The sequence below is a fragment of the Brachybacterium sillae genome (assembly GCF_025028335.1).
Classification (GTDB): domain Bacteria; phylum Actinomycetota; class Actinomycetes; order Actinomycetales; family Dermabacteraceae; genus Brachybacterium; species Brachybacterium sillae.
This window is the reverse complement of sequence record NZ_JAFEUW010000001.1, coordinates 1-17,880: the sequence shown is the minus strand read 5'-3', so window position 1 is coordinate 17,880 and position 17,880 is coordinate 1. Positions and strand designations below refer to the sequence as shown.

Genomic DNA, 17,880 nt, shown 5'->3' with positions numbered 1-17,880 from the left:
TGACGACGGAGTGACCGGGTCTCCCACCCGGGTGCGACCATGAGAGCCATGACCTTCAGCGAACTCTCCCGTCCCTGGCGAGGCGCCGCCCACCCTAGCCCACGGGGCGCCGTCGTCCTCCTCCACGGGTTCACCGCAAGCCCGCAGAGCGTCCGCCCCTGGGCCGAAGCCCTGGACGCCCGCGGCTGGGACGTCACCGTGCCGCTGTTACCGGGGCACGCCACCGACGAGCGCGACATGGCTCGCACCGCATGGACGGCATGGTTCGAGACCGCCCGTGAGGCCGTCTCCACCGCCGCCCAGCGCCACGGGACGGTCGGGCTCGGTGGCCTGTCGATGGGGGGTGCACTGGCGCTGGCCTGCGCTGCGGACGCCGACCTCGCCCCACGGATCGGAGCGCTGGCCCTGGTGAATCCCGCCGTCGCTCTCATGCACCGGTGGCAGGACGCCCTGGCCCCGGCCCTCGCGCTGCTGCCGGTCTCCCTGCCCGCGATCGCCGGCGACATCGGCCGCCCCGGGCTGCGGGAGGAGGCATATGCGCGCACCCCTCTGCGAGCCGTGGGACAGCTCCACCGTCTGCAGCGGCACACACTCGCCCACCTCGGTGAGGTCACCGCACCGCTGCTGCTGGCCACCTCCACCGTGGACCATGTGGTGCCGGTGCGCAGCAGCGATCTGATCGCCTCCCGGGTGCGCGGCCCGGTCGAGCGGCTGCCGCTCACTCGCAGCTACCACGTCGCCACTCTCGATGAGGATGCCGACCTCATCGCGCAGGCCACCGACCGGCACCTCGCCCGCTACCTCGAGGTCTCCGGTGACACGGGCTCAGACGGGGGCTCACGGTGACCGGCGTGGACCGGCCCGGGGACGGGCACGGTCACGCCCCGGGGGATCGGCGTGATCCTGTGCCCGGGGACACCGCGGACGAGGACGCCCTTCCCGGGGACTTCGTGCCACCGGATCCGCCGATGCCGTCGCTGGAGGGTCCTCTCGCCTGGTCCTGGGGAGCGCTGATCATCGGGCTGCTGGTGGGTCTGCTGGTCCTGGTGGTCCCGACGCTGCCCGGTTGGCTCGGGGTGCTGGGCGGGTTCGCGGCGCTGGCGGGGCTCGTCGGGGCGCTGTGGCAGGTCCCCCGGCGGCGGGTCGACCCGGACGACGACGGTGCTCAGGTCTGATCGCGCACCGATCCGACACCGCACCGGGCTGAGGGCCCACGGAGCCGAGGCGCGCCTCCCCGGGGCGTCCCCCGCGATGCCGGTCAGGCGGGTGTGCGGGCGAGGTCCGCGGCGCCGATCATGCCGGCGTCGTTCCCGGTGCTCGCGAGAACGAAGCGCGGCATCTGCCGGTGCAGCCGGGCGGTGACGTGGGTGGCGAAGCTGTCCCGGGCGGGTTGCAGCAACAGCTCCCCCGCCGCGCTCACCCCGCCACCGACGACGATCACCTCGGGGTCGAGCACCGCGGCGAGGCTGGCGGTGCCCACCCCCAGCCAGTGGCCGAGGTCGGCCAGCAGGCTGATGCATCCGGCATCACCCTGCTGAGCGAGGCGGGTGACGAGCGGGCCGTCCACACCGGAGGGGTCCCCGCCCGCCTCGGAGCGGAGCGCCTCGAGGGTCGGATCTCCCGCGCGCAGTCGACGGCGGGCAGCCTTCACCAGTGCCCGACCGGAGGTGTACTGCTCCAGGCAGCCGCGGTTGCCGCATCCGCACCACTGGCCGTCCGGGACGGCGGTCACATGCGCGACCTCCGCCGCGAATCCGCCGGAACCGCGCAGCAGACGACCGTCATGGACCACTGCGCCGCCGAGGCCGGTGCCGACGGTGAGCATGAGCATATGGTCGGCCTCACGGGCGGCACCGAAACGGAACTCGGCCCAGCCGGCGGCATTGGCGTCGTTCTCCACCACCACGGGCAGACCGGTGAGGGCCTCGAGTTCATCCGCCAGGGGCCGGTGGCGCCAGGCGAGGTTCGCCGCGAACACCACGGTCCGACGGCGGGCATCGACGAATCCGGCGGCCCCCACGCCGATGGCTCCGACGACGCGGCCCTGCCGCAGTTCGGTGACGGCATCGGCCACGGCGGCCTCGATCAGCTCCGGATCGGTCGCCGGGGTGGTGCGTTGCGCACGCGCGAGCAGTCGGCCGTCCTCGTCCACCAGGCCCGCAGCGATCTTCGTCCCGCCGATGTCCACACCGATCGCGAGCATGTTCGTCCCTTCTCCTGCCCGGTCACCCCACGCCACCGGGGTGCCGCGCCCCACTCTACGGGCGGTCCTCCCGTAGGATCGACGAGACCGCTCCGCCACGGCCACGGCGGACCACCGGCCCGCCCCGGGCCACCCGGAATCAGGTCGAAGGAGATCGCGTGAAACTGTTCGGGACGCCCGCCCGCCACACCGCCGCGCCGCACGAGAACACCACCGACCTGCTGCTGGATCGTCACCGCGCTCACCCCGACATCCCCCTGGTCGAGCTGCGCGGCTCCTCCCCGACCGACTGGACGGCGGTCAGCTCCGAGGAGTTCCTGGATCAGGTGCGCGCCCTGGCGAAGGGTCTGATCGCCTCGGGCCTGCGCAGCGGTGACGTACTGGCGATCATGTCCCGCACCCGCTACGAGTGGGCGCTGGTCGACTGGGCGGTGTGGTTCGCGGGCGGCATCTCCGTACCGATCTACGAGACCAGCTCGCCCTCCCAGATGGCGTGGATCGCCTCCGACAGCGGCGCCCGCTTCGCCGTGGTCGAGACCCGCCGCCATGCCGAGGATCTCGCCTCGGTGAAGGACGAGACCCCGGCACTGGAGACCATCTGGGAAATCGACGGTGGGGACCTCGACACCCTGCGCGAGGCAGGCCGCGACATCGACGATGAGACGCTCGAGCGGGCGCGGACCTCTCGTCGTCTGGAGGATGTCGCCACCATCATCTACACCTCCGGCACCACGGGCCGCCCCAAGGGGGCGGAGCTCACGCACTCGAACTTCGTGCGCACCATCCGCTCCGCCGGGGAGGAGCTGGTCCCCCGGGTCATCCCGCCGGGCTCCCGCGGGCTGATGTTCCTGCCGCTGGCGCACGTGTTCGCCCGCATGATCACCGTGCTGACGTTCTCGGCCGGGGTGACCACCGCCTTCACCCCCGATACGAAGAACCTGGTGGAGGACCTGCAGAGCTTCCACCCCACCTTCCTCCTCGCCGTGCCACGGGTGTTCGAGAAGGTGTACAACGCCGCCGAGCAGAAGGCCGAGGCCGGTGGCAAGGGCAAGATCTTCGCGCGCGCCGCGGAGACCGCCATCCGGTATTCGGAGGCGCTCGACGATGACCGGATCCCCCTGGCGCTGCGACTGCAGCACGCCCTCTTCGACCGCCTCGTCTACGCGAAGCTGCGCGCCACCATGGGCGGTCAGGTCACCTGGGCCGTCTCCGGCGGGGCTCCGCTCGGATCGCGCCTGGCGCACTTCTTCCGCGGGGTGGGGGTGACCATCCTCGAGGGATACGGGCTCACGGAGACCACCGCCCCAGTGTGTGTGAACATCCCCGGCAAGGTGAAGATCGGCACCGTCGGCCCGCCGTTGCCGGGCGTCACGGTCGCGATCGACGAGACCGGGGAGATCCTGGTCAAGGGCGTGAACGTGTTCTCCGGCTACCACGGCAACCCGGAGGCCACGGCGGAGGCGCTGCGTGACGGGTGGTTCCGCACCGGAGATGTCGGTTCCCTCGACGACGACGGCTATCTGCGCATCACCGGGCGCTCCAAGGAGCTGATCGTCACCGCCGGTGGCAAGAACGTCTCCCCCGCCCAGTTGGAGGACCAGCTGCGCGCCCACCCGCTGGTGGGCCAGTGCATGGTGGTCGGTGATCAGCGTCCCTTCGTCGCCGCGATCGTCACCCTCGATCCGGAGATGCTTCCGACGTGGCTGTCGAACCGCGGCCTGCCGGCCATGGATGTGGCGCAGGCCGCCCACGATGAGAAGGTCATCGCAGCGGTCCAGGAGGCCGTCGATGCCGCGAACACCTCGGTGTCCCGCGCGGAGTCGATCCGCAAGTTCGTGATCATCGAGGACGACTTCACCGAGGAGAACGGGTACCTCACCCCCTCGATGAAGCTGAAGCGGAATGTCGTGGTGAAGGATTACGCGGACGTCATCGAGGAGATCTACTCCACGTCCCCCGCCCAGCGGTGATCGGTGCCGCAGGTCAGCGTCGTGGAGCGGTGAACGGCCACACGCTTCGGATGTCAGCCCCCGTGCCTACCCTGGCGCGGTGACCACCGCTCGACGCCCGCAGCTGTCCTTCGAGGACCTCGGCACGCCTCTCGCCGAAGCTGACCTGGTGGTGGTGGACCTCGAGACGACCGGCACGGATCCGCAGGCCGATGCGATCACCGAGATCGGTGCGGTGCGGGTGCGCGGCGGTGAGGTGATCGGGGAGTTCCGCACCTTCGTCGATCCGCAGCGGCCGATCCCGGCATACATCGCGTTGCTCACGGGCATCAGCGACGCCACGGTGCGCGACGCCCCCCGCATCGACGTCGCCCTGCCGATGTTCCTCGACTTCGCGCGCGGTGCCGCGTTCGTCGCTCACAACGCCCGCTTCGACATGGGGTTCCTGCGGGCCGCGGCGGCGCGTCTGGACGAACCGTGGCCCCGTGCCGAGGTGATCGACACCCTCGCCCTCGCCCGTCGGGCCTTCCCCCGGGGGGAGGTGCGCGACCACCGCCTGGGCACCCTCGCCGCGCATGTCGGCGCCACCACCTCTCCGGAGCATCGGGCCCTGGCCGACGCCCGCGCCACCGTCGATGTGCTCCACGCACTCATCGAACGGCTGGGTCCGGCGGCCGCCACGGTCGAGGACCTCGCCTCGGCCCATCGCCGGGTGGCACCGGTGCAGCTGCGCAAGAAACATCTGGCGGCGTCGGTGCCCTCTGCCCCGGGGGTGTACCAGTTCCTCGATGCCGGCGGGTCGGTGCTGTACGTCGGCACCAGCCGTGATCTGCGCTCCCGGGTGCGCACCTACTTCACTGCCGCCGAGACCCGCCGCAAGGTCCTCGACATGCTGCCCCGCGCCGAGGAGATCCGCACCATCGTGTGCGAGACCGCCACCGAGGCCGCGGTGCGGGAGCTGAGGATCATCGCCGAAGAGCAACCCCCGGCGAACCGCCACGGGCTGCGACCGGAGAAGGCTCTGTGGCTGCGTCTGGGGCCGCGCGGAGAAGGACTGCGCGCGGTGCGCCTGGCCCGCGATGAGTCCGACGGTTCCGCCCACATCGGCCCGCTGCGGTCCCGGCATGAGGTCGAGCCGCTGCGGGGACTGTTGATGGACGCGGTGCTCGCCGACCGCGCCCGCGCCGGTGGGGACCACCGGCAGGCGCTGCGCCGGATCATGGTGGAGGACCCCACTCCCCTGCTGCGCACGAGCGCCTCCCGTCTGCGCGCTCTCGCGGAGGCCGGCCGCTACGAGGACGCGTCCGCCCTGCGCGACCGTGTCGAGATGTTCCTGCGCGCCGCCCACCGGGCCTCGCGTCTACGCGCCCTGGCGGCGGTCCCGCTGCTGGTGGCAGCGCGGCCCGCCCGCCTGATCGGGGGCCTGCCCGGCTGGGAACTGCTGGCGATCCGTCACGGCCTGTTCGCCGGAACCCATGTGGTGCACCGCACTGCCGATCCGGTCGCGGCCGCCCGCGCCCTGGCCCGGGAGAGCGAGGCCTCGGCGGCCGCACCCGCTCCCCTGTGCCAGGGACACCACCAGGAGAGCGAGATCCTCCTGGAGTGGCTCGGATCGGAGGGCGTGCGGCTGGTCGTCGTCGATGGGGAGTGGGCGGTGCCGCGGCACGCGCAGTTCACCGTGGAGGCGCTGCAGCGGGCCTATGAGCGGGGGCAGGGCCCGTGGGAACGCGGGCAGTAGGCTGGGGTCATCCCGCCCGACTCAGGAGGTCGCCCCATGATCACCGCCATCGTCTCCATCCAGGTCGAGCCCTCCCGTATCCCGGAGGTCGCCGCGGCGGTGGTGGATCTGCCGGGGATCTCCCGGGTGTGGTCCGTGACGGGTGATGTCGATCTGATCGCGGTGGCGGAGGTCCGCCGCCACGAGGATCTCGCCGAGGTGATCGCCGACCGGCTCAGCAAGGTCGAGGGCATCCTCGACACCACCACGAACATCGCCTTCAAGACGTACTCGTCCCAGGATCTCGACGTCGCCTTCGACCTCGGCAACGACTCCTGATCCCGCCCGGCCCGCCGCTTCTCAGGCCTGCGAGGAGGCCTCGATCCAGCGGGTGAGCAGGCGGTCCCCGGCACCGGAGTCGATCGCCGCAGCCCCCTCGGCGACAGCGCCCCGCAGCCGCTCCACCAGAGACGGGACCTCAGCGCTCGAGGGGAGCCCGCCCTCAGCCGCCTCCTGAGAGGCGATGCCGTCGTGCGCGACGATACCGGCGGCGGCGTTGAGCAGCACGGCATCGCGCACCGCTCCGGTCCGGCCGGCCAGCAGATCCCGGACGACCTGAGCGTTCTCCTCAGCGGTCCCTCCGCGCAGCGCCTCCAGGGGGCTGCGCTGCAGCCCCAGGTCCGTCTCGGGGTCGAGCACGGTGTGGCTCACCGTCCCTCCGCGGACCTCCCACACGTCGCTGGCCGCGGCCACACTCAACTCGTCGAGGCCGTCCTGCCCGCGGAACACCAGCGCGGAGGTGCCACGGGAGGCGAAGACCTCCGCCACGATCGGCGCCAGCGGCGCGGCGGCCACACCGACGGCACCGGCGCGGGGCCGTCCCGGGTTGGTGATCGGACCGAGCACGTTGAACACCGTGGGCACACCGAGTCCCTTGCGGGCCTCCGCCGCGAACCGCATGGACGGGTGGAACACCTGGGCGAAGGCGAAGGTGATGCCCACCTGCTCGACCATGCGGGCGACGGCGTCGACCTCGAGATCCAGGCGCACCCCGAGAGCCTCCAGCACATCCGCCGAACCGGACTTCGAACTCGAGGCCCGGTTGCCGTGCTTGACCACCCGGCGGCCGGTCGCGGCGATCACCAGCGAGGCCATGGTGGAGATGTTGACGGTCTGGGCCATGTCCCCACCGGTGCCGACGATGTCGACGGCATGACGATCGACGGGCAACCGGCGGGCATGGCCGATCATCGCGTCCGCGAAGGCAGCGAGCTCCCGCGGGACGACGCCCTTGGCGCTGAGTGCCACGAGGAATCCGGCCAGAGCGATCGACGGCGCCGCACCGTCCATCACCTCTTCCATGGCCCAGGCGGCCTCCTCGGCGGTGAGATCACGACCCGCCAGCAACGAGGCGGTCAGGGACGGGAAGGACCGGGGACGCTCAGTCATATCCCGATCATCGCACTGTGCGGAGGTCCCGCGCCGCGCCGCCCACCCGGAGTGCACAGGACGAACGCGTCGTCACCCCTCTGTCGCCGCATCACCCCTCTGTCGCCGCTCGGCAGGGGCGACGGGAGGGCGGGGGCGGGCCCGTCCGGAAACTCGGCCGGGTCGCTCGGGGCGCTCCCGGTGGCGGCCGTGTCCCGGTTCGTGACGCGGCGTCAGGGGGGATATGCTGGCCCGGTCCGCCGGGCAGTGCCCGGCGGTGCCCCGACAGTGTCGTGCGCCGGGGCACCGCCCCTGATCACACGACATAATGGTGACGTGACTACTGCGACCCTGCCCCAGAGCTCCGCTCCCGCCGTCGGCCGCCCCAACGCCACGCAGATCGGCACGCTGGTCTGGTTGTCCAGCGAGCTGATGTTCTTCGGCGCGCTGTTCGCGATGTTCTTCACGCTGCACTCGATGGTGCCGGACGTGTTCCTCGAGGGCGGTTCGCATTTCCGCCACGGCTTCGCCCTGCTGAACACCGTGATCCTGGTGCTCAGCTCCTTCACCTGCCAGATGGGTGTGTGGGCCGCGGAGGGGCACTTCCCGTGGACCGGCCACATCGCACCGCGCAAGTCCCGCACCGGCAGCATCTTCAACATCGCAGGCTGGGGCATGGTCGAGTGGTACACCCTGACCTTCCTCATGGGCGCGGTGTTCGTCGCCGGCCAGGCCACGGAGTACACCGAGCTGGTGCACGCGGGCGTGACGATGTCGTCCTCGCCCTTCGGCTCGATCTTCTACCTCTCCACCGGCTTCCACGGCCTGCACGTGCTCGGCGGCCTCATCGCCTTCCTGTTCGTGCTCGCCCGTGCGTTCTCGGCGCAGCGCTTCACGCAGCATGAGCAGGTCGCGGCGATCTGCATCTCCTACTACTGGCACTTCGTCGATGTGGTGTGGATCGTGCTGTTCTTCGTCGTCTATCTGATGGATCCCGTCTTCAAGGGCGCTCCGATGAACTGGGCGATCTTCTGATCCCCGGTCCCGGCGCCGCTCTCTCACCCCCGTCCTCCTCCCTCCACGAATCGAGGTCCGACCCGTGAAGGCACTGTCCGCTCACCGCCATCACCCGATGGCCTACCTGGTGATCCTGTTGATCGCCCTGGTGGCCACGGGCGGCCTGTATGCGGCGTTCCAGCCGCGGCCCGCCCAGGCCGAGGAGTACTCGGCGCAGGACGTCGAGGCCGGCCGCGCCCTGTTCCTGGCCAACTGCGCCACGTGCCACGGCACCGAGGCCACGGGTCTGCGGGACTCCGACGGCAACACGATCGGCCCGTCCCTGGTCGGCGTGGGTGCCGCCGCCGTCGACTTCCAGGTCGGCACCGGTCGTATGCCGATGCAGGCCTCCGGCGCGCAGGCCGCGCGGAAGCCCCCGCAGATGAACGAGGAGCAGACCCGCCAGCTCGCCGCCTACGTGGCCTCCCTGGCCCCCGGCCCGAGCGTCCCGGCCGAGGAGTACCTCTCCGGCGGTGATCCCGCCAAGGGAGGCGAGATCTTCCGCGTCAACTGCGCCATGTGCCACAACGCCGCCGGTGCCGGTGGCGCCCTGACCCGCGGCAAGTACGCGCCGCCGGTCGTGGGCCTCGAGCCCAGGCACGTGTACGAGGCGATGGTGACCGGCCCGCAGAACATGCCGGTGTTCGACGATTCCAATCTCTCCCCGGAGGACAAGCGCGACGTGATCGCCTACCTGAACTCGCTGGAGGAGAACGGCTCCCCCGGTGGTCTGTCGCTGGGCTCCCTGGGCCCGGTCACCGAGGGCCTGTACGCCTGGACCATCATCCTGACCCTTCTCATGGGGACCGCGTTCTGGCTGGGGGCGAAGGCCAAGTGAGCACTCAGCGTCAGCAGCACCACCGCAACCTGGACGGCAGCGCCCCGCGCCGCGGTGTGAGCACCATCCAGGCGCCCGAGGGCGGTGGCTTCCCCAACCCAGGTCTGCCCCCGCACGAGCACCGTCAGGCCGATCACGACCCGCGTGCCGCCAAGCGCGCCGAGCGGATCGTCGCCGCGATGTTCCTGCTCTCCCTGCTGGGCACGATCCTGTTCATCGCCTCGTACTTCCTCGTCACGCCCCTGGGCCGCAACCTGTTCGCGCCCTCCGGCACTCTGGCGGCCGTGAAGTGGTCCAACCTGTTCACGGGTCTGGGCCTGGCGATCTCCGTGTTCTTCATCGGTGCGGCCGCCGTGCACTGGGCCAAGACCCTCATGCCCGACGAGGAGATGGTCGAGGAGCGCCACTCCCTCGAGTCCGATGAGGAGGGCAAGCGCGCCGCCGGTCGGATCATCACCGATGGGCTGAAGGAGTCCGGCATCGGGCGTCGCCCGCTGATCGTCGGCTCGATGATCGCGGCCCTGGCCGCCTTGCCGGTGGCCGTGCTCGCCCCGCTGTCGACGCTCGGCCCGCTGCCGGGGAACAAGCTCCACCACACCTTCTGGAAGCAGGGCATGCGCCTGGCGCGTGACGTGGACGGCACCCCGATCCGCGCGGCGGATGTGGCCATGAACTCGATCTTCCACGTCATGCCGGAGGACCTCACCCCGGAGACGGAGCACTACCTCGAGGAGCGCGCCAAGGCGGCCGCGGTGATCGTGCGCATCGACCCGAAGCTCGGGAAGAACGCCGAGAGTCTCGACAACGGGTACGAGGGCATCCTGGCCTTCTCGAAAATCTGCACCCACGTGGGCTGCCCGGTGGCCCTGTACGAGCAGCAGACCCACCACTTGCTGTGCCCGTGCCACCAGTCGACCTTCGACGTCACCGACGGCGCGAAGGTGATCTTCGGCCCGGCGCACCGCCCGCTCCCGCAGCTGCCCATCGAGGTCGACGACGAGGGCTACCTGGTGGCCCGCGGCGACTTCCTCTCCCCGATCGGTCCCAGCTTCTGGGACATCCACAAGGAGAAGTGATCCGCGCATGACGACCCACTCCTCCACCACCCGGCCCGCCACCACCGACGCGGTGGCGCAGCGCCCCACGGGCAGCCGCGCCGTCCGTCTCGGGACCGTCGGCGGGGACTGGCTGGACTCCCGTGTCGGCGGCGCAAGTCTGGTGCGCCACTTCGCGCGGAAGATCTTCCCGGACCACTGGTCCTTCATGTTCGGCGAGGTCGCGCTGTACAGCTTCGTGATCCTGCTGATCTCTGGCGCGTTCCTGACGATGTTCTTCGTCCCCTCCATGGACGAGGTGGAGTACGCCGGGATGTACGAGCCGATGCACGGCGTGCACATGTCGCGGGCCTACGCCTCCACCCTCGACCTATCGTTCGAGGTGAAGGGCGGTCTGCTGTTCCGCCAGATGCACCACTGGGCGGCGCTGGTCTTCATGGTGTCGATCTTCGTGCACATGTTCCGCGTGTTCTTCACCGGTGCGTTCCGCAAGCCGCGAGAGCTGAACTGGCTCGTCGGCTTCGCCCTGATGATCCTCGGCATGGTGGCCGGCTTCTCCGGGTACTCCCTCCCGGATGACGTGCTCTCCGGCAACGGTCTGCGCATCGCCGACGGCCTCATGAAGTCGATCCCGCTGGTGGGCACCTACCTCTCGTTCTTCCTCTTCGGAGGCGAGTTCCCCGGCACCGACATCATCCCGCGCCTGTTCACGATCCACATCCTGATCATCCCGGCGCTGATCCTGGGCCTGATCGCCCTGCACCTGACGATGCTGGTGGCGCACAAGCACACGCACTACCCGGGTCCGGGTCGCACCGACCGGAACGTGGTCGGCTTCCCGCTGTTCCCGGTGTACACCGCGAAGGCCGGTGGCTTCTTCTTCCTGGTCTTCGGCATCATCACGCTGATCTCCGCCACCACAGCGATCAACCCGGTGTGGATTTACGGCCCGTACGACCCCTCCCCGGTGTCGGCCGGTTCGCAGCCCGACTGGTACATGCTCTTCACCGATGGCGGCCTGCGCCTCATCCCGGGCTGGGAGTTCACGATCTTCGGGTACGTGATCTCGCTGAACATGCTGATCCCGCTCATGTACTACGGAGTCTTCCTGGGTGCCCTGGCGCTGTGGCCGTTCCTCGAGGCCTGGGTGACCGGTGACGACCGCGAGCATCACGTTCTGGACCTCCCCTACAACACGCCGGTGCGCACCGCCTTCGGCGTCGCGTGGATCTCCCAGTACCTGATCCTGTGCCTCGCGGCCACCAACGACCTCGTCGCGATCGCACTGAACCTGTCGATCAACGACCTCACCTGGATCTACCGGATCAGCTTCTTCGTGGTTCCGGTGCTGGTCTTCTTCATCACGAAGCGCATCTGTCTGTCGATCCAGCGTCACAAGCGCGATCTGGTGCTGCACGGCGTCGAGACCTCGAAGGTCGTGCGGATGCCCGATGGCGAGATGCTCGAGGTGCACGAGCCGCTCAACGAGTACGACCGCTGGACCCTGGTCAGCCGCGACGATCACCGGCCGCTGGCCGCCGGCAACGGGGTCTCCTCGCTGCGGGCGAAGATGTCGTCCTTCTTCTTCAAGGACCGCATCGAGCCGATCACTCCGGCTGAGCTGCGTGAGGCCCAGGAGCATGCCGCCCACGAGCGTCACCGCATCGACGAGATGCTGGCTCGCGGCGAGGCTCGCGAGCTGCACACCGCGGGACGCCACTGACACCGACTCCCGCCCGCACCGGCGGGCAGGGCTGTCGCACCGAGGGGCCCCGGACCACATGACGGTCCGGGGCTCCTTCCCCATTCCCCCTCCCCCACGTCCCACTGTGAAGGACCTCCGTGACCGTTCCGATCATCCTCACGATCGCCGTCCTGATCGGCGCCTCTGCGGCCCTGTACTCCTCCGTGGGCCACGGCGGCGGATCCGGGTACCTGGCGATCATGGCTCTGTTCGCGCTCCCCGCGACGGTCATGCGCCCCTCAGCACTGGTACTGAACATCGTGGTGGCCTCGATCGCACTGGTGACCTTCGCCCGTCACGGGAACTTCTCCTGGAGGGTGTTCTGGCCCTTCGCCGTCACCGCGATCCCCCTCGCCTATGTCGGCGGCACCCTCCACGTCCCCGGCATCATCCATAAACCCCTGTTGGCAGCGGTACTGTTGTTCTCCGCTGTACAGCTCGTGCGTCGGCGGCCGCCCGTCCCGGAGGTCACTGACGCTGATCGCCGCCCACCGCTCGCGATCGCCCTGCCCGCGGGGGCGCTCATCGGTCTCCTCGCCGGGGTGACCGGTGTCGGCGGTGGGATCTTCCTCAGCCCGGTCCTTCTCTTCCGCGGATGGGCGCCGGTGAAGACCATCTCCGGCGTCGCTGCGGCGTTCATCCTCGTGAACTCCGTCGCGGGTCTCGCGGGTCAGCTGTCTGCCCTGCACGACGTGCCGTGGGGCGCACTCGTGTGGTGGGTCCCGGCGGCGGTACTCGGCGGGCTGATCGGTTCCCGTATCGGTTCGCGGGCCACCGACCGACGGACGATCTATCGCCTGCTGGCGGCCGTGCTCATCGTCGCGGCCGCGAAGATGCTCCTCACGCTCGGCAGCTGACCGGGGGCTGCCGGGTGAGCGCTCGAGCCGGCGCTCGTCATCAGCGCAGGAGGCCGTTGCGCCGCACGATGTCGCGCACGCGGCGGCGTCGTTCCCGGCTCCGCACTGCGCGGGCGGGATCATGGCCCGGCGAAGGTTCGTCCTGCCCACCGACCGCGGTGGCTGCAGACCATTCCCCAGCGTCCGTCCCCGCGTCCTCAGCCACCAGCTCGACGAGGCGGCGGGCCGCGATCAGATCGAGCAGGGGCTCACGCCGCCGCAGCTCGCGGATGGCTTGGACGGGACGGGTTCGGGGATCCACGCGCCTCTCGGTGAGGATGTCACGGGCCCAGGCGAGGGCGGTGCGGCGCGCCTCCTCGGAGGGGAACACGCCGAACAGTCGTCGATCACCCTCGTCCTGCCAGCGGGTACCGCGGTTGATCATGGGGTCCTCCCGTCCGTTGCTGGGGCCAGACTAGATGGTGGCCCTGCGGATCCAGCGGTTGCCGGGCCGAAGCTCTGCGCCAGCGGCTGGCCCATGTGCCGACTGACGCGCGGGAGACGACGAACTCTGCTGCGCCATGTGGGGTGTCGGCGCCGGACATGGACGCGGTCCGGCCGCAGGATAATCCCCGAGCTCACACCTCAGCACGGCGTCCGCGGCTGGTGGGCCCGGGGTCGCGACCGCGACCTCGGGCGAGCATCGACACGGTGCCAAGGCCGCAGGGGCTGCTACACCTCCGTGTCCACGGCGATCGACGGGTTCTTCCCGTGGACTCCGACACCGAGGGGACACACCGCAGACCGCAGCGCTCCCCAGACGGCAAGAGCCCCTCCCGTGATCGGGAGGGGCTCTCGCCGGGGCCCGAGGTGAAGCGTCCGCCGGACGCGGTCAGTGCCTCACCCCATGCTCGGGGTGGGGATCAGTGCTCGTGGTACCCGCGGGAGTACTCCGAGACCCAGCCGATGAGACCGATCAGAGCGGGAACCAGGCCGAGGACGGTGATCCACCAACCGGCGGCGACACCGAGGAAGGCCAGGGAGGCACCGATGGCGGTCCAGAACGGCCACCAGCTGTACGGGGAGAACACTCCCTGGAAGCCGGCCTCGTCGGACGGCTCGGCCTCGAGGTCCTCCTCCGGACGATCGCCGAAGCGCTTGGCGGTCAGGCCCGCCACGGCGGCGATCATCGCGGCCATCACGCCGAGGGCGAGGATCGCCGGGGTGCCGACGGGCTCGATGCCGTGCGGCGCGACCGCCCACGACAGGACACCGTAGATGGTGCCCAACATGAGGAAGAACAGCGAGAGGATCAGGAAGATGCGCGCGAAGGTCTTCATGGGTCAGTTGCTCGTCTCGTTCTTCACGGGCTCCGCGTCGAGGACGTGGTCCACGGCGGCCACCTCGGGGTGATGGAGGTCGAAGGCGGGGCGCTCGGAACGCACGCGCGGCAGGGAGTGGAAGTTGTGGCGCGGCGGCGGGCAGGAGGTCGCCCACTCCAGGGAGGCGCCGTAACCCCACGGGTCATCGACCGTGACCCGCTCGGCGCGGGTGTGGCTGAGGAACACGTTGAGGAAGAACGGCAGGGTGGACAGCGCCAGGATGAAGGCACCCACAGTGGAGACCTGGTTCATCCAGTCGAAGTTGTCCTCCGCCAGGTAGCCGACGTAGCGGCGCGGCGCACCCATCACGCCCAGCCAGTGCTGGATCAGGAAGGTGGTGTGGAAACCGATCAACAGCAGCCAGAACTGGATCTTGCCCAGACGCTCATCCAGCTTGTAACCGAACATCTTCGGCCACCAGAAGAAGAACCCGGCGAACATCTCGAAGGCGATGGTGCCGAAGATGACGTAGTGGAAGTGGGCCACCACGAAGTAGGTGTCGGAGAGGTGGAAGTCCAGCACCGGCGAGGAGAGGATGACGCCGGTCAGACCGCCGAAGAGGAAGGTGGTGAGGAAGCCGAGGGTGTACAGCAACGGCGTCTCGAACGTCACCGAACCGCGCCACATGGTGCCGATCCAGTTGAAGAACTTCACGCCGGTCGGGACTGCGATCAGCATCGTCATGAAGCTGAAGAAGTTCAGCATGATCGCACCGGTGGTGTACATGTGGTGCGCCCACACGGTCACCGACAGCGCAGCGATGGTGATGGTCGCGTAGATCAGGGTCTTGTATCCGAAGATCGGCTTGCGGCTGAAGGCCGGGATGATCTCAGAGGCGATGCCGAAGAACGGCAGCGCGAGCACGTACACCTCGGGGTGGCCGAAGAACCAGAACAGGTGCTGCCACAGCACCGCACCACCGTTCTCCGGGTTGAAGATCTGGGCGTCGAAACGGCGGTCGGCGCCGAGGGCGAAGAGCGCGGCGGCCAGCGGGGGGAACGCCATCAGCACCAGCACGGCGGTGATGAGGATGTTCCAGGTGAACACCGGCATGCGGAACATCGTCATGCCGGGCATGCGCATGCAGATGATCGTGGTGATGAAGTTGACCGAGCCGAGGATCGTGCCGAAGCCCGACAACCCGAGCCCGAAGACCCACAGATCACCACCGAGGCCGGGGCTGAACGTGGTGTTCGACAGCGGCGCGTAGGCGAACCAGCCGAAGGAGGCCGCACCCTGCGGGGTGAGGAAGCCGGCCACCGCGATCAGGGAGCCGAACAGGGTGATCCAGAACGCGAACATGTTCAGCCGCGGGAAGGCCATGTCGACCGCGCCGATCTGCAACGGCACCAGGTAGTTCGCGAAACCGTTGAACAGCGGCGTGCCGAACATCAGCAGCATGATCGTGCCGTGCATGGTGAACAGCTGGTTGTACTGGTCCTTGGAGACCACGACCTGCAGGCCGGGCTCCCACAGCTCCGCACGGATCATCAGCGCCATGACGCCGCCGATGCAGAAGAAGACGAAGGCCATCACCATGTAGAGGATGCCGATCACCTTGTGATCGGTGGAGGTGATCACCCGGAAGAACTGCTTGCCGAGGCTGGTCGGCCGAGTCTTCTGGAAACTCTGCCGGGTGGCCGTCGGACTGGTGGCGTACGTGGTCACTGCTGTCCCTCCGCGGAATCGGTGCGGCCCTTGACCTGGTCATCGAGCTCGCGCATCTGCCAGTCCTCCTGGTTGCGGTTCAGATCGACGCCGAGCTGGCCGGTGTTGCCCTGCTGCTCGAGCTCCTGCATGTGCTGATCGAACTCCTCCTGGGAGACGACCTCGACGTTGAAGAGCATGTCGGAGTGGTACTCGCCGCACAGCTCGGCGCACTTGCCCCGGTAGGTGCCCTCACGGGTGGGCGTCACCTCGAAGGAGTTGGTGTGGCCCGGGAACATGTCCTTCTTGTACAGGAAGTCCACGACCCAGAAGGAGTGGATGACGTCGCGAGAGTCGAGGCGGAACTCGACGGTCTGGTTCACCGGCAGGTACAGCGTGGGCAGCTGCTCGGCCGCCCCGGGCACACCGGTGTTGAACGACTGGATGCCGGCCGGCTCGTGGACGTTCGGCTCGACGTAGTTGAAGTCCCAGCTCCACTGCTTGGCGACGACGTTCACCGTCAGGTCCGGCTCCCCCGAGTGGGCCTCGATGACGTTCACGTCGCGCTGCGTGAAGTAGAAGAGGCTCATGATCATGATCACCGGCAGGAGGGTGAAGATCATTTCGAGCGGCACGTGGTAGCGCAGCTGCACCGGGTAGCCGGTGTCCCCCTTGCGGCGGCGGTACGCGATGGCGCACCAGATCGCAAGACCCCACACCAGCAGACCGACCAGCATCAGGGTGATCCACGAGCCGTTCCACAGGTTCGTGATCCGCTCGGTGTGGTTCGTGACCTGCTCACCCTCGTATCCGGGGAGGAAGCCGCGCTTCTGCTCGGCGGTGCACCCGGCCAGGACGAGCACACCCACGGCGAGGGCGCTCATCCGGCGCAGGGGGCGCCCGGAGCGGGTCGAGGAGTTGAGGATCACGAGGATGACCTTCCGCTCTGCTTCTGCGGCGGGGAGCGGATGCTCCCCTGCGCCGCGGGGGACTCGGGATCCCCGGTCAGACCGGGGGCGCCTGCTCACCACAGCGCGCCGGACAGGGGCGCACACAGGCGAGGTGTCGCGCCGTCATCATACGCGGTCCCCCGGGCCCTCCCGCACGTCGCGACCGGGGTGTCGGCGCCACCGTCCGGGGGGCGGCGGCGTGCGCGGACGCACGACGGGCCCGCCCCCGGATCATCGGGGCGGGCCCGTCGGACGAACCGGTCGGCCGGGGCCGGCGAGCATCCCGCGGCGGCATCGTCTGACGGCCGCGGGTGACCGGCTCGACGGACGCTCAGCTGAAGGAGTCGCCGCAGGCGCAGGACGACTGGGCGTTCGGGTTGTCGATGGTGAAGCCCTGCTTCTCGATGGTGTCGGAGAAGTCGATGGTGGCTCCCGAGAGGTAGGGGGCGCTCATCTTGTCGACGACCACCTCGACACCACTGAAGTCGACGGTCAGGTCGTCCTCCATGAGGCGCTCGTCGAAGTAGAGCTGGTAGATCAGCCCCGAGCAGCCCCCGGGCTGCACGGCAAGGCGCAGACGCAGGTCGTCGCGGCCCTCCTGCTGCAGCAGGGAGGCGACCTTCTCGACCGCGACCGGGGTGAGCGTGACGCCGTGGGCCGCCGTCTGCTCGGCGGGGGCGGTGCTGGTCATGGGTCCTCCTGTCGACATCGGATACGCATCGCAGCGGATGTGCTGTCCAATGTACTCGCCGGAGTCCGGGAATGGGTGGGAGCGTGGTCATGCTGGGACCGACCAGATGGGTCCGGCCACCGCGGGTCAGCCCGCCACGTAGTACAGCGCAGCGAGGATCATCACCCCGCCGAACCCCAGCAGCAGCCCGAGCCCCGCCGCGAGGACGGGCTCGCGCAGGTCAGGGCGCTGCGCCGCGACGACCGCGCCGAGCACCCCGAGCAGCAGAACCCCGATCACACCCCACGGGCCCAGGCCGTACCCGAGCACGAACCCGAGGATCAGGAACCCGAGCAGGGCCGGGACGGTCGCCGGGTGCAGGGTCGGGCGATCGGGAGTGCTCAT

Annotated in this window: 18 protein-coding genes; 10 read left to right on the top strand and 8 right to left on the bottom strand. The window is 69.5% G+C overall.

The window, feature by feature from the left end:
* Window positions 1-48: 48 nt before the first annotated feature.
* Together JSY14_RS00090 and JSY14_RS00085 are read left to right on the top strand one after the other, a co-directional pair.
* Window positions 49-846: an alpha/beta hydrolase gene (locus JSY14_RS00090; RefSeq protein WP_259556702.1), complete on the top strand. Its 798-nt coding sequence runs from the start codon at window positions 49-51 to the stop codon at window positions 844-846.
* Between the two features lie 59 nt (window positions 847-905).
* Window positions 906-1,175, top strand: a complete 270-nt coding sequence (locus JSY14_RS00085) for a hypothetical protein (RefSeq protein WP_259556701.1) — start codon at window positions 906-908, stop codon at window positions 1,173-1,175.
* A gap of 83 nt (window positions 1,176-1,258) precedes the next feature.
* Here the strand turns inward: JSY14_RS00085 and JSY14_RS00080 are convergent, their stop codons facing one another.
* Window positions 1,259-2,203 (bottom strand): ROK family glucokinase, encoded by a 945-nt coding sequence (locus tag JSY14_RS00080; RefSeq protein ID WP_259556700.1) that lies wholly within the window; start codon window positions 2,201-2,203, stop codon window positions 1,259-1,261.
* Window positions 2,204-2,361: 158 nt separating this feature from the next.
* On the opposite strand from JSY14_RS00080, the gene JSY14_RS00075 reads away from it, so the two are divergent.
* The 3 genes from JSY14_RS00075 to JSY14_RS00065 all read left to right on the top strand — a co-directional run bounded on the left by JSY14_RS00075 (window position 2,362) and on the right by JSY14_RS00065 (window position 6,208).
* Window positions 2,362-4,173, top strand: coding sequence for an AMP-dependent synthetase/ligase (locus tag JSY14_RS00075; RefSeq protein WP_259556699.1), 1,812 nt, complete (start codon window positions 2,362-2,364; stop codon window positions 4,171-4,173).
* 79 nt (window positions 4,174-4,252) lie between these two features.
* Window positions 4,253-5,890, top strand: coding sequence for a DEDD exonuclease domain-containing protein (locus JSY14_RS00070; RefSeq protein WP_259556698.1), 1,638 nt, complete (start codon window positions 4,253-4,255; stop codon window positions 5,888-5,890).
* 36 nt (window positions 5,891-5,926) lie between these two features.
* Complete coding sequence (locus JSY14_RS00065) at window positions 5,927-6,208, top strand: Lrp/AsnC family transcriptional regulator (RefSeq protein WP_259556697.1); 282 nt, start codon at window positions 5,927-5,929, stop codon at window positions 6,206-6,208.
* A gap of 21 nt (window positions 6,209-6,229) precedes the next feature.
* Here JSY14_RS00065 and trpD read toward each other — a convergent pair whose 3' ends face one another.
* Entirely contained in the window at window positions 6,230-7,318 is a 1,089-nt protein-coding gene (gene trpD / locus JSY14_RS00060) for an anthranilate phosphoribosyltransferase (protein WP_259556696.1), read from the bottom strand.
* A 315-nt stretch (window positions 7,319-7,633) separates the two neighbouring features.
* Here trpD and ctaE point away from each other — a divergent pair, with 315 nt between their 5' ends.
* The 5 genes from ctaE to JSY14_RS00035 all read left to right on the top strand — a co-directional run bounded on the left by ctaE (window position 7,634) and on the right by JSY14_RS00035 (window position 12,847).
* Complete coding sequence (ctaE, locus tag JSY14_RS00055) at window positions 7,634-8,332, top strand: aa3-type cytochrome oxidase subunit III (RefSeq protein ID WP_259556695.1); 699 nt, start codon at window positions 7,634-7,636, stop codon at window positions 8,330-8,332.
* A 64-nt stretch (window positions 8,333-8,396) separates the two neighbouring features.
* Entirely contained in the window at window positions 8,397-9,191 is a 795-nt protein-coding gene (qcrC, locus tag JSY14_RS00050) for a cytochrome bc1 complex diheme cytochrome c subunit (protein ID WP_259556694.1), read from the top strand.
* Window positions 9,188-10,267 (top strand): cytochrome bc1 complex Rieske iron-sulfur subunit, encoded by a 1,080-nt coding sequence (gene qcrA, locus JSY14_RS00045; protein ID WP_259556693.1) that lies wholly within the window; start codon window positions 9,188-9,190, stop codon window positions 10,265-10,267. Before qcrC ends, qcrA begins: the two co-directional genes overlap by 4 nt.
* Before the next feature lie 7 nt (window positions 10,268-10,274).
* Complete coding sequence (qcrB, locus tag JSY14_RS00040; protein WP_259556692.1) at window positions 10,275-11,969, top strand: cytochrome bc1 complex cytochrome b subunit; 1,695 nt, start codon at window positions 10,275-10,277, stop codon at window positions 11,967-11,969.
* Window positions 11,970-12,088: 119 nt separating this feature from the next.
* Window positions 12,089-12,847 (top strand): sulfite exporter TauE/SafE family protein, encoded by a 759-nt coding sequence (locus JSY14_RS00035; RefSeq protein WP_259556691.1) that lies wholly within the window; start codon window positions 12,089-12,091, stop codon window positions 12,845-12,847.
* A gap of 40 nt (window positions 12,848-12,887) precedes the next feature.
* Here the strand turns inward: JSY14_RS00035 and JSY14_RS00030 are convergent, their stop codons facing one another.
* From JSY14_RS00030 to JSY14_RS00005, 6 genes are all read right to left on the bottom strand, one after another.
* A complete protein-coding gene (locus tag JSY14_RS00030; RefSeq protein WP_259556690.1) occupies window positions 12,888-13,271 on the bottom strand; it encodes a hypothetical protein in 384 nt (127 codons plus the stop codon).
* Between the two features lie 478 nt (window positions 13,272-13,749).
* Entirely contained in the window at window positions 13,750-14,166 is a 417-nt protein-coding gene (locus JSY14_RS00025) for a cytochrome c oxidase subunit 4 (RefSeq protein ID WP_259556689.1), read from the bottom strand.
* 3 nt (window positions 14,167-14,169) lie between these two features.
* Entirely contained in the window at window positions 14,170-15,876 is a 1,707-nt protein-coding gene (gene ctaD, locus JSY14_RS00020) for an aa3-type cytochrome oxidase subunit I (protein ID WP_259556688.1), read from the bottom strand.
* A complete protein-coding gene (gene ctaC, locus JSY14_RS00015) occupies window positions 15,873-16,739 on the bottom strand; it encodes an aa3-type cytochrome oxidase subunit II (protein WP_259559470.1) in 867 nt (288 codons plus the stop codon). Before ctaC ends, ctaD begins: the two co-directional genes overlap by 4 nt.
* Window positions 16,740-17,136: 397 nt before the next feature.
* Window positions 17,137-17,496 (bottom strand): iron-sulfur cluster insertion protein ErpA, encoded by a 360-nt coding sequence (erpA, locus tag JSY14_RS00010; protein ID WP_259556687.1) that lies wholly within the window; start codon window positions 17,494-17,496, stop codon window positions 17,137-17,139.
* 126 nt (window positions 17,497-17,622) lie between these two features.
* On the bottom strand, window positions 17,623-17,880 hold a 258-nt coding region (locus JSY14_RS00005), incomplete at its 5' end, for a hypothetical protein (protein WP_259556686.1).

Coding starts and splice junctions, on each gene's coding strand:
- JSY14_RS00090 (WP_259556702.1), top strand. CDS start 49: ATGACCTTCAGCGAACTCTCCCGTCCCTGGCGAGGCGCCGCCCACCCT.
- JSY14_RS00080 (WP_259556700.1), bottom strand. CDS start 2,203: ATGCTCGCGATCGGTGTGGACATCGGCGGGACGAAGATCGCTGCGGGC.
- JSY14_RS00065 (WP_259556697.1), top strand. CDS start 5,927: ATGATCACCGCCATCGTCTCCATCCAGGTCGAGCCCTCCCGTATCCCG.
- trpD (WP_259556696.1), bottom strand. CDS start 7,318: ATGACTGAGCGTCCCCGGTCCTTCCCGTCCCTGACCGCCTCGTTGCTG.
- qcrB (WP_259556692.1), top strand. CDS start 10,275: ATGACGACCCACTCCTCCACCACCCGGCCCGCCACCACCGACGCGGTG.
- JSY14_RS00030 (WP_259556690.1), bottom strand. CDS start 13,271: ATGATCAACCGCGGTACCCGCTGGCAGGACGAGGGTGATCGACGACTG.
- JSY14_RS00025 (WP_259556689.1), bottom strand. CDS start 14,166: ATGAAGACCTTCGCGCGCATCTTCCTGATCCTCTCGCTGTTCTTCCTC.
- ctaC (WP_259559470.1), bottom strand. CDS start 16,739: ATGAGCGCCCTCGCCGTGGGTGTGCTCGTCCTGGCCGGGTGCACCGCC.
- erpA (WP_259556687.1), bottom strand. CDS start 17,496: ATGACCAGCACCGCCCCCGCCGAGCAGACGGCGGCCCACGGCGTCACG.